This window comes from Peribacillus sp. NPDC097295, assembly GCF_044761665.1.
Taxonomy (GTDB): Bacteria; Bacillota; Bacilli; order Bacillales; family DSM-1321; genus Peribacillus.
Map to the genome: position 1 here is coordinate 90,176 of NZ_JBIWCW010000008.1, position 13,577 is coordinate 103,752.

Annotated in this window: 14 protein-coding genes; all 14 read left to right on the top strand. The window is 39.7% G+C overall.

Features of this window, described 5'->3' with window-relative positions; genetic code table 11:
* The first annotated feature begins 297 nt into the window (after positions 1-297).
* The 14 genes from trmFO (at position 298) to ACIQXN_RS14755 (ending at position 13,573) form a co-directional block, all read left to right on the top strand.
* Entirely contained in the window at positions 298-1,620 is a 1,323-nt protein-coding gene (gene trmFO / locus ACIQXN_RS14690; protein WP_402967850.1) for an FADH(2)-oxidizing methylenetetrahydrofolate--tRNA-(uracil(54)-C(5))-methyltransferase TrmFO, read from the top strand.
* 60 nt (positions 1,621-1,680) lie between these two features.
* Positions 1,681-2,583 (top strand): tyrosine recombinase XerC, encoded by a 903-nt coding sequence (gene xerC / locus ACIQXN_RS14695; RefSeq protein WP_402967853.1) that lies wholly within the window; start codon positions 1,681-1,683, stop codon positions 2,581-2,583.
* A 20-nt stretch (positions 2,584-2,603) separates the two neighbouring features.
* The gene (gene hslV, locus ACIQXN_RS14700) at positions 2,604-3,131 is read left to right on the top strand and encodes an HslVU peptidase proteolytic subunit (protein WP_402967856.1); all 528 of its coding nucleotides are present in this window, start codon (positions 2,604-2,606) and stop codon (positions 3,129-3,131) included.
* Between the two features lie 13 nt (positions 3,132-3,144).
* Positions 3,145-4,554 carry an ATP-dependent protease ATPase subunit HslU gene (hslU, locus tag ACIQXN_RS14705; RefSeq protein WP_402967860.1) on the top strand — a complete coding sequence of 470 codons (1,410 nt, stop codon included), beginning with the start codon at positions 3,145-3,147 and terminating at the stop codon, positions 4,552-4,554.
* A gap of 106 nt (positions 4,555-4,660) precedes the next feature.
* Complete coding sequence (gene codY / locus ACIQXN_RS14710; RefSeq protein ID WP_402967863.1) at positions 4,661-5,440, top strand: GTP-sensing pleiotropic transcriptional regulator CodY; 780 nt, start codon at positions 4,661-4,663, stop codon at positions 5,438-5,440.
* A 1,076-nt stretch (positions 5,441-6,516) separates the two neighbouring features.
* Positions 6,517-6,912: a flagellar basal body rod protein FlgB gene (flgB, locus tag ACIQXN_RS14715; protein WP_402967866.1), complete on the top strand. Its 396-nt coding sequence runs from the start codon at positions 6,517-6,519 to the stop codon at positions 6,910-6,912.
* Positions 6,912-7,370: a flagellar basal body rod protein FlgC gene (gene flgC, locus ACIQXN_RS14720; RefSeq protein ID WP_402967869.1), complete on the top strand. Its 459-nt coding sequence runs from the start codon at positions 6,912-6,914 to the stop codon at positions 7,368-7,370. The genes flgB and flgC overlap by 1 nt, the downstream gene beginning before the upstream one ends.
* A 21-nt stretch (positions 7,371-7,391) precedes the next feature.
* Complete coding sequence (gene fliE / locus ACIQXN_RS14725; RefSeq protein ID WP_402967872.1) at positions 7,392-7,700, top strand: flagellar hook-basal body complex protein FliE; 309 nt, start codon at positions 7,392-7,394, stop codon at positions 7,698-7,700.
* Between the two features lie 94 nt (positions 7,701-7,794).
* Positions 7,795-9,396, top strand: a complete 1,602-nt coding sequence (gene fliF, locus ACIQXN_RS14730; protein ID WP_402967875.1) for a flagellar basal-body MS-ring/collar protein FliF — start codon at positions 7,795-7,797, stop codon at positions 9,394-9,396.
* A gap of 6 nt (positions 9,397-9,402) precedes the next feature.
* Positions 9,403-10,428 carry a flagellar motor switch protein FliG gene (gene fliG / locus ACIQXN_RS14735; RefSeq protein WP_402967878.1) on the top strand — a complete coding sequence of 342 codons (1,026 nt, stop codon included), beginning with the start codon at positions 9,403-9,405 and terminating at the stop codon, positions 10,426-10,428.
* Positions 10,421-11,182 (top strand): flagellar assembly protein FliH, encoded by a 762-nt coding sequence (fliH, locus tag ACIQXN_RS14740; protein ID WP_402967881.1) that lies wholly within the window; start codon positions 10,421-10,423, stop codon positions 11,180-11,182. The genes fliG and fliH overlap by 8 nt, the downstream gene beginning before the upstream one ends.
* A gap of 2 nt (positions 11,183-11,184) precedes the next feature.
* Positions 11,185-12,510: a flagellar protein export ATPase FliI gene (fliI, locus tag ACIQXN_RS14745; protein ID WP_402967884.1), complete on the top strand. Its 1,326-nt coding sequence runs from the start codon at positions 11,185-11,187 to the stop codon at positions 12,508-12,510.
* Positions 12,507-12,950, top strand: a complete 444-nt coding sequence (fliJ, locus tag ACIQXN_RS14750; protein WP_402967887.1) for a flagellar export protein FliJ — start codon at positions 12,507-12,509, stop codon at positions 12,948-12,950. The genes fliI and fliJ overlap by 4 nt, the downstream gene beginning before the upstream one ends.
* An 8-nt stretch (positions 12,951-12,958) precedes the next feature.
* Complete coding sequence (locus tag ACIQXN_RS14755) at positions 12,959-13,573, top strand: MotE family protein (protein WP_402967890.1); 615 nt, start codon at positions 12,959-12,961, stop codon at positions 13,571-13,573.
* Positions 13,574-13,577: the final 4 nt, after the last annotated feature.

Below are 13,577 nucleotides of genomic sequence, written 5' to 3' on the forward strand. Positions count from 1 at the left end.
AAAGGGAGATTTTATCTCACAGAATATATTGGTAAAGTCATGAAACTTTTTTATTTCGGTCAAGTGTTGTAAAATTCAGTGGACAAGTGCGTTCATTTAAAGTTATAATTCCTCTTTGTGTCCATTACTGTTTTTAAAACAGTCTGACTTTACAGATTTATCCATAAGAGATGAACTTACAAAATGGTCATCAGCAGGAATGAATAATATGGAGTATACATATAAACACATCGCTAAAATGAAGATTTTGTAAAAATATTTTTAATGATAAATCTTCCTGTTTTATCATATCTATACATGGAGGTTCGAAATATGAAAGAGGCAAAAGTAAGTGTTATTGGTGCTGGGCTTGCAGGAAGTGAAGCTGCTTGGCAATTGGCTAAAAGAGGAATAAAAGTTGATTTGTACGAAATGCGTCCGGTGAAGCAAACGCCTGCACACCATACCGATAAATTCGCTGAACTTGTTTGTTCCAATTCACTTCGGGCAAATACGTTGACAAATGCTGTAGGTGTTTTAAAAGAAGAGATGCGGATATTGGATTCTGTAATTATATCCGCAGCAGACGCTTGTGCTGTTCCTGCTGGTGGAGCATTAGCCGTCGATCGACATGAATTTTCGAGTCTTGTTACGGATAGGGTGAAAAACCATCCTAATGTGACTGTCATCCATGAAGAAGTGAAGGAAATTCCGGAAGGTCCGACGATTATTGCTACAGGTCCATTAACAAGCCAAGCTTTATCGGACAGCTTAAAGCAAATAATGGAAGAAGAATATTTGTATTTCTATGATGCGGCGGCTCCAATTCTTGAAAAAGAAAGCATCAATATGGATAAAGTGTATTTAAAGTCCCGTTATGACAAAGGGGAAGCTGCTTACCTGAATTGTCCGATGACCGAAGAAGAATTCGATCGTTTTTATGAAGCGTTGATTTCTGCAGAGACGGTTCCGCTTAAGGAATTCGAAAAAGAAATCTTCTTCGAAGGGTGTATGCCTATAGAAGTGATGGCATCACGCGGGAAAAAGACGATGTTATTCGGACCGTTGAAGCCAGTTGGTCTGGAAGACCCGAAAACAGGAAAACGACCATTTGCTGTAGTCCAATTGCGTCAAGATGATGCAGCAGGAACGTTATATAACATTGTTGGTTTTCAGACACATCTAAAATGGGGCCCTCAAAAAGAGGTACTTCAACTGATTCCGGGATTGGAAAATGCCGAAATTGTCCGTTATGGTGTCATGCACCGCAATACGTTCATCAACTCGCCTAATGTGCTAAAGCCAACATATCAATTCAAAAACCGCGATGACTTATTCTTTGCAGGTCAGATGACGGGTGTAGAGGGATACGTTGAGTCTGCCGCTTCAGGATTGGTTGCCGGTATCAATGCCGCGAGAATGGTTCAAGAGATGGAGCCGATTGTTTTCCCTGCTGAAACGACAATGGGCAGCATGGCGAGGTACATCACGTCAACCAACGGGAAGAGCTTTCAACCTATGAATGCCAACTTCGGTCTCCTTCCAGATTTGGGAGTAAGGATCAAGTCGAAAAAGGAACGATATGAGGCACATGCAAATCGCGCATTAGACACAATTCAGAACTTTGTGAAAAGTTTGTAAAATCATTTGCCTGCTGTTTTAAAGTATGATACTATTTATAAGCCTTTGCGAGGTGTTTCTATGATCAATCAAAACAAGGCGTTATCTTCCTTCATTGAATATCTACAAATAGAAAAAAATAGTTCACACTACACGATTGAAAATTACAGGCGGGATATTCACGAATTTTTCTTATTCCTGAACGAACAACGGATTACCGATGTCGCGTCAGTCGAATATATGGATGTCCGGTTATATTTGACGAATTTATATGAGAAAAAACTTTCTAAGCGGACTGTAGCAAGAAAAACATCTTGTTTGCGCAGTTTTTATAAATTTCTATTGCGGGAAGCCGAAGTTAAGGATAATCCCTTTTCTCTTGCATCTTTACCTAAAAAGGAACAAAGATTGCCACGTTTTCTTTACGAGGAGGAAGTCAATCAGTTGTTTTCTTCTTTAAAAAAAGATACCCCGGCTGGAATAAGAAATGTTGCACTGTTGGAATTGCTGTATGCTACAGGCATTCGCGTAAGTGAGTGCTGTGAGATTAAAATACAGGATATCGATCTCTCCCTTGGCACCGTGCTGATCCATGGAAAAGGGAAGAAAGATCGATATGTCCCGGTGGGCAGTTATGCTCAGGAAGCGATAGATTTATACATACGTACAGCTAGGATGGAAATGTCATCGTCTGACGCTAAGGCGCATGCTTATTTATTTGTTAACTTTCGCGGAGAACCTCTTACACCAAGGGGAGTCCGATATATATTAAATGAATTGATTAAAAAATCGGCCACTGATGGAAATCTGCACCCACATATGCTGAGGCATTCATTTGCCACTCATCTATTAAATAATGGGGCAGATATACGTACGGTTCAGGAACTGCTTGGACATTCAAAAATTTCATCTACGCAAGTGTATACGCATGTAACGAAAGACCAATTAAAAAAAGTCTACAATGCATCACATCCGCGAGCTTAAAAGTTGAAAGGAGACACTTTATGACTACGATATTTGCAGTGCATCATAAAGGTGAATGTGCAATGTCCGGTGATGGGCAGGTTACTTTAGGGAATTCAGTAGTGATGAAGCATACGGCAAGAAAAGTGAGGAAAATCTTTAATGGTAATGTCCTGGCAGGATTTGCTGGGTCTGTGGCGGATGCCTTCACTCTTTTTGAAATGTTCGAAGCGAAGCTAGAGGAGTACAACGGGAATCTCCAACGTGCTGCCGTTGAAATGGCAAAGCAATGGCGAAGCGACAATGTGCTAAGAAAGCTGGAAGCGATGTTAATTGTGATGAATAAAAAAGACTTGCTTCTGGTTTCAGGTACCGGTGAAGTCATCGAGCCGGACGACGGAATTCTGGCCATAGGTTCAGGTGGGAATTATGCTCTGGCTGCCGGCAGGGCTTTAAAACGTTTTTCTAGCGAAAATTTATCGGCAAAAGATATCGCCCAATCATCTTTACAAATTGCAGCGGAAATTTGTGTATTTACCAATACGAATATAATCGTGGAAGAGTTGTAAGGAGGAGCGCACAATGTCAAAAAAAACTAATTTAACACCGAGGCAAATCGTTGAGAAACTGGATCAATATATTGTAGGACAGAGTGAGGCCAAACGAGCAGTAGCAGTAGCATTGCGAAATCGGTTCCGCCGTTCTTTACTATCAGAACAACTTCGTGATGAAGTTGTTCCGAAAAACATATTAATGATTGGACCGACCGGTGTTGGGAAAACAGAAATTGCTCGGAGAATGGCTAAATTGGTTGGTGCTCCTTTTGTGAAAGTGGAAGCGACGAAATTTACGGAAGTTGGTTATGTTGGCCGCGATGTTGAATCGATGGTGCGTGATTTGGTGGAAACTTCCGTCCGCCTCGTAAAGGAAGAAAAGATGGTGAGTGTCAGAGAACGGGCAGAGGAAAATGCTAATCGCCGTTTAATTGATTTACTAGTACCGTCCAATAAAAAGCAGAGTAATTTTAAAAATCCTCTCGAAGCATTTTTCGGAGGTGGGACCAATCAGGCTGACCAGGATTCGAATGATAATTCCGAAGATTTAAGCCTGCAGCAAAAAAGAAAGCTTGTGGCGAGTCAATTGGCTAAGGGAGAGTTAGAGAATGAAATGATCACGGTTGAAGTGGAAGAGCAGGCAGCATCAATGTTTGACATGCTACAAGGTTCGGGAATGGAACAAATGGGGATGAATATGCAGGACGCATTGGGAAGCTTGATGCCCAAGAAAAATAAAAAGCGTAAATTGAAAGTAAGTGAAGCAAGAGTGGTCTTGACCAATGAGGAAGCTGCAAAATTGATTGACATGGATGAAGTAACTTCGGACGCTGTATATGGTGCCGAGCAAAACGGGATTATTTTCATCGATGAAATTGATAAGATTGCTAGCAAGCAGTCTGGTAGCTCTTCAGCGGATGTGTCAAGAGAAGGTGTACAGCGGGATATCTTGCCAATTGTTGAAGGGTCGACAGTTGTCACAAAATATGGTTCCGTTAAGACCGATCATGTACTCTTCATTGCTGCAGGTGCTTTCCATACTGCTAAACCATCAGATCTTATTCCTGAACTGCAGGGACGCTTTCCAATCCGCGTGGAATTAAATAAATTGACCGTCGAAGACTTTGTGAAGATTTTACACGAGCCAGATAATGCTCTCTTAAAACAATATGTGGCTCTATTAGAAACTGAAGGTATAGAAATTGAATTTTCTGACGAAGCTGTTAGTAAGATAGCGGAAGTGGCTTTTGAGGTGAATCAAAACACAGATAATATTGGGGCTAGGCGCCTTCATACAATCCTTGAGCGTCTTCTAGAGGATTTATCTTTTGAAGCTCCGGACATAACGATGGAAAAGATCACGATTACCCCTCAGTATGTCGAAGATAAGCTGGGCTCCATAGCCCGTAATAAAGACTTAAGCCAGTTTATCCTATAGAATGAACCAACGGCAATAACATTGCCTAAGCAAACAACATCAAATTACGGAAATACAACTTCATAGTCAATTGTGAACCATGGTATTTTTAGGAGGAACAAGTCAGATGAATTTATTAGCAAAAACAAGAAAAATTAATGCAATGCTCCAAAAAGCAGCAGGAAAAGCAGTTAATTTCAAGGAAATGGCAGAAAGCTTAAGTGAAGTGATTGAAGCAAACGTATTCGTCGTTAGCCGCCGCGGTAAATTACTTGGAATAGCAGTAAGCCAACAAATCGAGAATGAACGTATGTACAAAATGTTAGAAGATAAGCAATTTCCTGAAGTGTACACGAAAAACTTATTTAACATTCAAGAAACATCTTCTAATCTTGATATTGAAAGCGAATATACAGCTTTCCCAGTTGAAAATAAAGAATTGTTTTCAAATGGCCTAACAACCATCGTTCCAATCATGGGTGGAGGGGAACGTTTAGGAACATTGATTCTTGCTCGTTTACAAGATAAGTTCCACGATGATGACTTAATCTTGGCTGAATATGGCGCTACAGTGGTTGGAATGGAAATCCTTCGTGAAAAATCTGAAGAGATTGAAGAAGAAGCACGTAGTAAAGCGGTCGTACAAATGGCTATTTCTTCATTGTCATACAGTGAATTAGAAGCTATTGAACATATTTTTGAAGAGCTTAAAGGGAACGAAGGTTTACTTGTCGCTTCGAAAATTGCCGATCGGGTTGGTATCACACGTTCAGTTATCGTAAACGCGCTTAGAAAATTAGAAAGTGCAGGAGTTATCGAATCACGTTCGTTAGGTATGAAAGGCACGTACATCAAAGTATTGAACGATAAATTCCTTAACGAATTAGAAAAACTTAAAAATAACTAAAATACTCTAGGGAATAGGGTTATGAAAGACAAAAAGGGTACGGAATTAACTTCCGTACCCTTTTTGTCTTTCAATTTCCCCCAGATAAAGATTTCCATACTCCAACATTTTTAACAGCATAAAGCCTAGCAACAATCTCTGAACTTAGAAAAGGACCACTACAAAAAAGCACGATATCTTATTCCTTAAGATATCGTGCTTTTTTGTAGTGATTGAGGCAGGAAGATAATTCCCCAATATAGGTGCAACGTTCTGTATATCAGCAAAAGATGTATTCTTAAACAGCAACTTTACTTACCTTCGTTCAAACTCCTAGACTGTTATCAAACAAATGGATTAGTTATAAGAGCATGTAGGGTGGTAAATGAAGGTAAAAATATAAATGAAATTTACAATTTAGGGTAATTTGAATCAAATTCCAATAAGTGGGATGAGGATAAAGAAGCGTTTATCCAAAATACAGTTAATTTTTCCTTATAAAGGGTAATTATACTGTTATAACTATCTGGATAGTTTTAAAGGGAACTTACAGAAAATGTTAATTTTTAATATGTGAAATTGATACAATGTATCCAAAAATATATTTTGAAATTTTTAGGCGTAGTATTAATGAGAAAGAATTCGAATTTAAGGATTACTTAGATATTTCGAAAAAGTCATTGGTCTTGAATATTTAAAGCAAGCCGTGTTTGGAAGAAAAAATTCTGAAAACTATTTGAGACAAGGTGTAAGATGATTTTTTTGTTAAAAATTACCTTTGATTTTATGTCGATAATTAGTACTAAAGTATCAGGTACATTAGGTTGTTATTCTGTATGATAAATAAGTATTTGAAGATAAAAAATGGATAAATTAATAAAATAATGTAATATTACGTCACAAATGACTAGTAAATTAGCTGACAAAGCTCTAAATTTGAGCAATTTGTGACATTTTTCGACTATAATAGGTCTAAAGTCTATATATTGATTGTAGACATCGTTCTAGTGTTTCTTTAAAATTAAGGATATTAGATAATGGGTTTATTTATCACTAAAGTTATTATTTGCTTGGGATGGAAAGGAAGGAGCGATAATATGGAATTATTTTCGAATACTTTTCAGTCACTGGAAAACGCTCTGAATTATTCTAGTACGAAACAAAAGGTTACTTCGCAAAATATAGCAAATTCAGATACGCCAAATTACAAGGCGAAAGATGTCTCCAATACAAAGTCTTTTCAAACAGAACTTGATGCAGCCATACAATCATATCGTACCGACGAAAGGCACTTTAGCTTTAAATCAGGCGGTAGGTCAACCTCCTCCATTGTTACACAGCAAAATGTGAATTATAACAGTAACGGTAACAGTGTGGATATTGATAAAGAAATGACGGATCTGGCTACGAACCAAATTTATTATAATGCTGTAACCGATAGGCTTTCTGGTAAATTCCAGTCATTGGAATCAGTGATTAGGGGTGGTAAGTAATGGGGATTTTTCAAAGTATTAATACGACGGGTTCAGCTTTAACTGCACAAAGGCTTCGAATGGATGTCATTTCTGCCAATATGGCCAATGCAGATACAACTCGAGCAGAGTTTGATGCGGATACGGGGGAATGGAAGCCTTATTCAAGGAAATCAGTCGTTCTGCAAAATAAGGAAGGCAGCTTTGCAAGTTTTCTGGATGCAGCCACCGGGAAAAAGGATAGCTCGGGTGACGGGGTAAAAGTATCAGGAATCTTGAAAGATGAAACTCCTTTTGAGTTGGATTACAATCCAGATCATCCAGACGCGAATGAAGATGGTTATGTAGAGATGCCAAACGTGGATCCTCTTAGAGAAATGGTTGATTTAATGAGTGCCACTAGGTCGTATGAAGCTAATGTCACTGTCTTAAATGCATCAAAGGGAATGATGATGAAAGCATTGGAAATCGGTAAATAATTTTGAATGGAGAGTGCATTTATGGAGGGGATTTCTCTTTCGAGTGTAACTAATGCAGGAAATGCATGGAAAAGTGAACAAAGTAAGACAAGTACACCATACGAAGCACAGCAAGATTTTGCGTCCGTATTAAAAGAATCTATGAATAAAGTTAATGAAGCCCAGGTTGAGTCTGACAGCCTTACATCGAAGTTAGCTAATGGAGAAGATGTTGAGCTTCATACAGTGATGATTGCATCGCAAAAAGCCAGTCTGACGATGCAGGCAACATTAGAGGTTCGGAATAAAGTGGTCGAAGCCTACCAGGAAATGATGAGAATGAGTATTTAACATTCATCTTAAAACCTCATATATAGAGAGAAAAAGTGGCTAGGAGGATAAAGTGCCTCCTTTCATAAATTCATAGACTGACCGGGGGATTTAAATGAATGATGCACTAGTGAATTTTAAAAATAAAATAACTGGTTTTTGGAGTACACGAAGTAAAAGGCAAAAAACGATCATGATTGGTTCAGCGGCATTAGTCATCATCATCATCATGATTGTATCATTTTTAACATCCCGAACTACACTAGTTCCCTTATATTCAAATTTGAAACCATCTGAAACGGGGAGCATTAAGGAGAATTTAGACAGTCAGGGGATACAAAATGAAATTGCGGATAACGGTACCACAATCAAAGTTCCACAAGAAAGTGTCGATACGCTCAAAGTGAAACTAGCCGCTGAGGGAATACCGGAGTCCGGTAGTATCGATTACTCTTTCTTCAGTAAAGGTGCAGGGCTAGGAATGACGGAAAATGAGTTTAATGTTATTAAATTGGATACGATGCAAACGGAATTATCCAATTTAATAAAGAAAATTGATGGGGTAGAGGATGCAAGCGTCATGATCACGATTCCTGACAAAGGGGTCTTTGTCAGTGAATCAGCCGGTGAGGCTTCAGCTTCCATCGTATTGAATACGAAACCGGACTATAACTTTGAAGAGAGTCAAGTTAAATCCCTCTACCATCTTGTTTCAAAAAGTGTTCCCAACCTTCCTACAGATAATATCGTCATCATGAACCAAGATTTTGAGTATTTTGACCTAAAAAGTGAAAATTCATCGTTCGGTTCCGCTTTTGAATCTCAAAATGGGATAAAGAAAGAAATAGAACGCGATATACAACGGCAAGTGCAGAACATGCTAGGAACAATAATGGGCAGAGATAAAGTGGCTGTATCCGTTACGACAGACATTGACTTCACTCAAGAAAATCGCGAAGAAAATTTAGTAGAACCCGTCGATGAAGAAAATATGGCAGGGATTGAAATCTCAGCTCAAAGAATCAATGAAACGTATAGTGGTGATGCGGCTGCAGATGGGGGTATTCCTCAAAGTGAAGACTCTGCAGATTCATTAGGCTCTAGCTACGTTGAAGGCTCCACAGGTTCAGGTGATTATGAAAAATCCGATGAAACAATAAATAGCGAAGTGAACCGAATTAAGAAGGAAATTGTCGAAAGTCCATATAAAGTCAAGGATCTAGGAATTCAAGTCATGGTAGAACCGCCTACAGCTGACGATCCAAACTCTTTATCTCAACAGAGCGTGGATGATATCACACAAATCTTAAGCACAATTATTCGAACGACTATTGATAAAAAAGCCGAGGGAGAAGAACTAACGGACGATGAATTAAATGAGAAAATTGCAATCTCCGTTCAACCGTTTAATGGAAAAATGAAGCTTACAGAAGAAGAGATTGGTTCTGACTTGCCAATATGGGTTTACATTATTGGTGGAGTATTATTGCTAATCATAATCATCCTATTAGTCTTATTCTTCCGTTCAAGACGTCAACGGGATGTGGAAGAGGAATATTTTGAGGAAGTGGAAGAAGAGGTCGAGTTAGAAGTTCCAAATCTAAACAATGAGAAAGATACGGAAGCCACTTTAAAAAGGAAGCAACTCGAGAAATTGGCTAAAGATAAGCCGGATGAATTTGCAAAACTATTAAGAAGCTGGATAGCAGAAGATTAGGAGGCCATGAACGTGACAGATAGAAAGAAAAAGGGTGGATTGACAGGTAAACAAAAAGCGGCAATCCTCCTTATTTCCTTAGGCCCGGATGTTTCTGCATCCGTATATAAGCATCTTTCAGAAGAAGAAATTGAGAGGTTGACTCTTGAGATATCAGGAGTTAGAAGCGTTGATACGCGCGACAAGGAAGAGATATTAGAGGAATTCCATAATATTGCTTTAGCTCAGGATTATATTTCACAAGGTGGAATAGGATACGCGAAACAGGTTCTAGAAAAGGCGTTAGGGACTGATCAGGCTGCAGCCATCATCAACCGTTTAACATCGTCCTTGCAAGTTCGTCCCTTCGATTTTGCTCGTAAAGCAGATCCGGGACAGATTCTAAATTTTATTCAAAATGAGCATCCACAGACGATTGCCCTGATCTTATCCTATCTAGATCCGACACAGGCAGGTCAGATATTGTCTGAACTGCCTCAAGAAGTACAGGCAGATATTGCAAGAAGGATTGCTTTAATGGATAGCACTTCGCCAGAGATTATCAATGAAGTGGAACAGATCTTAGAAAGAAAGCTTTCTGCGACCGTTACACAGGACTATACACAAACTGGTGGTGTCGAAGCTGTTGTGGATGTTTTGAATGGTGTCGATCGTTCTACGGAACGAACCATCTTGGATGCTCTTGAAATCCAAGATCCTGAACTTGCAGAAGAAATCAAGAAAAGGATGTTTGTCTTTGAAGACATCGTTACTCTGGATGGTAGAGCCATTCAACGTGTGGTTCGGGAATCTGATAATGAAGATCTTAAACTTGCACTTAAAGTGGCAAGTGAAGAAGTGAAAGATATCGTATTCCGTAATATGTCGAAACGGATGGTCGAAACTTTCCAGGAAGAAATGGAATATATGGGACCTGTTCGACTGCGTGACGTAGAAGAAGCACAATCAAGAATCGTTGCTGTTATTCGCCGCCTTGAAGAAACTGGCGAGATTGTAATCGCCCGCGGCGGAGGGGATGATATTATTGTCTAGAATTATAAAGTCCCATCAGGCAAAGCAAGAAGAAAGTAAGAAAATCGCGATTAAAATCCGCCAGTTCGACATTCATGCAACAGAAAACGATGACGGGCAAGTCACCAACCATTACCAGCCTGATGAATCCTGTTATCAAGCAAAACAAGAAGCGGATGCCATACTAATAGAAGCAAGGCGTCAAGCCGAAGCAATGGTCGAAGAAATACAACAAGCAAGGGATTATTGGGAGCAACAGGAAAAAAAACTGTACATCGAACAGGCGCAAAAAGAGGGATACCAGCAGGGGATTGAAGATGGGATTCAAAAAGGTTATAACGAGATTGCAGGGGATATCGCTTTCGCAAAAGAAGTGGTTGAGGCATCCAAAAATGATTATCAGCAGCATCTTGAATCCTCAGAATCGGTCATACTCGATTTAGCCTTAAACGTGGCCAAAAAAATTATTGGACGGCAACTGGAAAATGAGCAAGAAACTTTTTTGTCTCTCGTTAAGGGGGCAATTAAAGAAGCCAAGGATTACCGAGAAGTGCAGATTCACATTCATCCTGCACGATACCATTCCATTCTTTCTCATAAAGAAGAACTAATTTCAATCTTTCCAAAAGATACGGAATTATATATTTATCCTGACGATGAGTTGAAAGAAAGCAGTTGTATCATAGAGTCGGAGAATGGAAGAATTGATGCAAGCGTCGATAGCCAACTACAAGAGATAAAGGTGAAACTAACCGAATTGCTGGAAGGGGAATAAAAATGAAAGCGAGAGACCTCATACCCTTTATTGATGAAGTCGATACATTTAAACATTATGGACGAGTCAAGCGAGTAGTAGGGTTAATGATAGAATCTCAAGGACCTGAAAGCTCTGTAGGCGACGTCTGTTATATCTATACTGGTGTTCGAAAAAAGAAAAAACCGATACTGGCTGAAGTTGTCGGTTTCCGAGACGAAATGGTCATTTTAATGCCTTTTACAGCTGTAAGTGATATTGCACCAGGGTGCATAGTCGAAGGAAGCGGACGTAGCCTTGAAATAAAAGTTGGAAGCGGATTGATTGGGAAGGTTGTCGATCCTCTCGGGTATCCCATCGACCAATCCCTGCTTCCAAAGGGACTGGCTACTGTACCAGTCGATCAAGATCCTCCAAATCCAATGGAACGGCCGCCCATTGATGAACCAATTGATGTGGGCGTCAGGGTGATTGATAGTTTACTAACAGTGGGGAAAGGACAACGCGTCGGTATTTTCGCTGGGAGCGGTGTAGGAAAAAGTACCTTGCTCGGTATGGTGGCCAGGAATACGACAGCTGACTTAAATGTGATTGGACTTGTGGGAGAACGTGGCCGAGAGGTTCGGGAATTCATTGAGAAAGATCTTGGCCCAGAAGGATTAGCTCGTTCCATCGTTGTGGTTGCAACTTCAGATCAGCCAGCTTTGATGCGGATTAAAGGAGCGATGACAGCAACTGCCATTGCTGAATATTTCCGTGACAAAGGGTTGAATGTCATGTTGATGATGGACTCTGTTACCAGGGTGGCGATGGCTCAACGAGAAATTGGCCTCGCTGTAGGGGAGCCCCCTACTACAAAAGGGTATACACCATCAGTGTTCGCGATTCTACCAAGACTTTTAGAAAGAACAGGAACAAATAAGCAAGGTTCCATCACCGCCTTTTATACAGTTCTTGTCGATGGGGACGATATGAATGAACCGATTGCTGACGCAGTACGGGGAATCTTGGATGGACATTTCATCTTAGACCGGAGTTTAGCCAATAAAGGCCAGTTTCCCGCACTCAATGTATTAAAGAGCATCAGCCGTGTCATGAATAACATCGTTGGGGAAAGACATAAAAAGTCGGCGGAAGCACTAAGGGCGAACCTATCAACCTATATGGAGTCGGAAGATTTAATCAATATAGGAGCTTATAAAAGGGGTTCTTCGAAGGAAATAGATAATTCCATAAAGCGCTACCCGGAAATCATTTCATTTTTGAAGCAGGGCACCCATGAAAAGGCGCCTAAAGACATGAGTATAGGAAACCTCGTAGATTTGATGGAAAGAGGTGAGCAGCTATGATTTATCAGTATAAATTCGAAAAGATCTTAACTATAAAAGAAAAAGAAAAAAGGGATGCCCTTTCTAAATATAATGCTGCTCTTAAAAATTTCGAAGAGTTGGCAGGTGAATTATACAAATTTTTGAAGAAAAAAGAGGATTTACTTGCATTTCAACAGGAAAAGCTTAAAAACGGTTTGTCCATTCAAGAAATTCGGCATCATCAGTTGTTTATGGACAACCTCGAAAAGCTCATAAGCATTAGCCAGGAGGAAGTCATAGAAGCTCGCTATAAAATGAATGTACTGCAAGATGTATTGATGGAGAGAAATATTGAGGTTAAGAAGTACGAGAAAATGAAAGAAAACGATTTTCATAAATTCCTGGATATCTTGAAGGAAGCCGAGAATAAACAAATGGATGAAGTATCTATCAGGCAATTCTTAAGCAAAGGGCGTTAGGTGATAGAATGCGTAAAAAAGGTGAACCGAATGAATTGGATGAATTGGAAGAAAATAAAATAAGTAAATTTCAATGGTTTCTTGTCATCTTTATCCCTTTGGTTTTTGCGGTGACTGTTGCGTTGATCGTTTTCACTGTTGCTGGAGTTAATGTCATGGAAAAGGCTAAGGAGTTGTCCGGGAAAATCCACTTAACTGAGCTATTTCAAAAAGATGATGAAAAGGAAAAACCACCGCAGATAGGTAAGGATTCAAAAAGATTGGCAAAATTAGAAACTGAAATAAAGAGTAAGGAAAAAGAGATAGAGAAGCTCGAAAGCATCATTGATACCCGTGACAAGGCTGTCGAAAAGGCCGAGGCAGATAAACAGCAGCTACAAACACAATTGAATGAGCTAAAAGAAAGCCAAGATGGAAGTAAACGGGCATTCAAGGATATCATACGCACATATGAAACGATGGCCCCCAAAAAATCAGCGCCTATCATTACAGAGATGAATGATGAAGACGCCGTGAAGATCTTGGCAAGTATGAAAGCTGATACTTTAGCGAAGGTATTGGAGCAGATGACCACAGCAGATGCTGCCAGGTTAACGAAGAAACTAACGGAACAGAATACGTAAAGTC

Excerpts from the sequence above, each read along its gene's own strand:
- trmFO (WP_402967850.1), top strand. The coding sequence starts at position 298 with ATGGAGGTTCGAAATATGAAAGAGGCAAAAGTAAGTGTTATTGGTGCT.
- xerC (WP_402967853.1), top strand. The coding sequence starts at position 1,681 with ATGATCAATCAAAACAAGGCGTTATCTTCCTTCATTGAATATCTACAA.
- hslV (WP_402967856.1), top strand. The coding sequence starts at position 2,604 with ATGACTACGATATTTGCAGTGCATCATAAAGGTGAATGTGCAATGTCC.
- hslU (WP_402967860.1), top strand. The coding sequence starts at position 3,145 with ATGTCAAAAAAAACTAATTTAACACCGAGGCAAATCGTTGAGAAACTG.
- codY (WP_402967863.1), top strand. The coding sequence starts at position 4,661 with ATGAATTTATTAGCAAAAACAAGAAAAATTAATGCAATGCTCCAAAAA.
- flgB (WP_402967866.1), top strand. The coding sequence starts at position 6,517 with ATGGAATTATTTTCGAATACTTTTCAGTCACTGGAAAACGCTCTGAAT.
- flgC (WP_402967869.1), top strand. The coding sequence starts at position 6,912 with ATGGGGATTTTTCAAAGTATTAATACGACGGGTTCAGCTTTAACTGCA.
- fliE (WP_402967872.1), top strand. The coding sequence starts at position 7,392 with ATGGAGGGGATTTCTCTTTCGAGTGTAACTAATGCAGGAAATGCATGG.
- fliF (WP_402967875.1), top strand. The coding sequence starts at position 7,795 with ATGAATGATGCACTAGTGAATTTTAAAAATAAAATAACTGGTTTTTGG.
- fliG (WP_402967878.1), top strand. The coding sequence starts at position 9,403 with ATGAACGTGACAGATAGAAAGAAAAAGGGTGGATTGACAGGTAAACAA.
- fliI (WP_402967884.1), top strand. The coding sequence starts at position 11,185 with ATGAAAGCGAGAGACCTCATACCCTTTATTGATGAAGTCGATACATTT.
- fliJ (WP_402967887.1), top strand. The coding sequence starts at position 12,507 with ATGATTTATCAGTATAAATTCGAAAAGATCTTAACTATAAAAGAAAAA.
- ACIQXN_RS14755 (WP_402967890.1), top strand. The coding sequence starts at position 12,959 with ATGCGTAAAAAAGGTGAACCGAATGAATTGGATGAATTGGAAGAAAAT.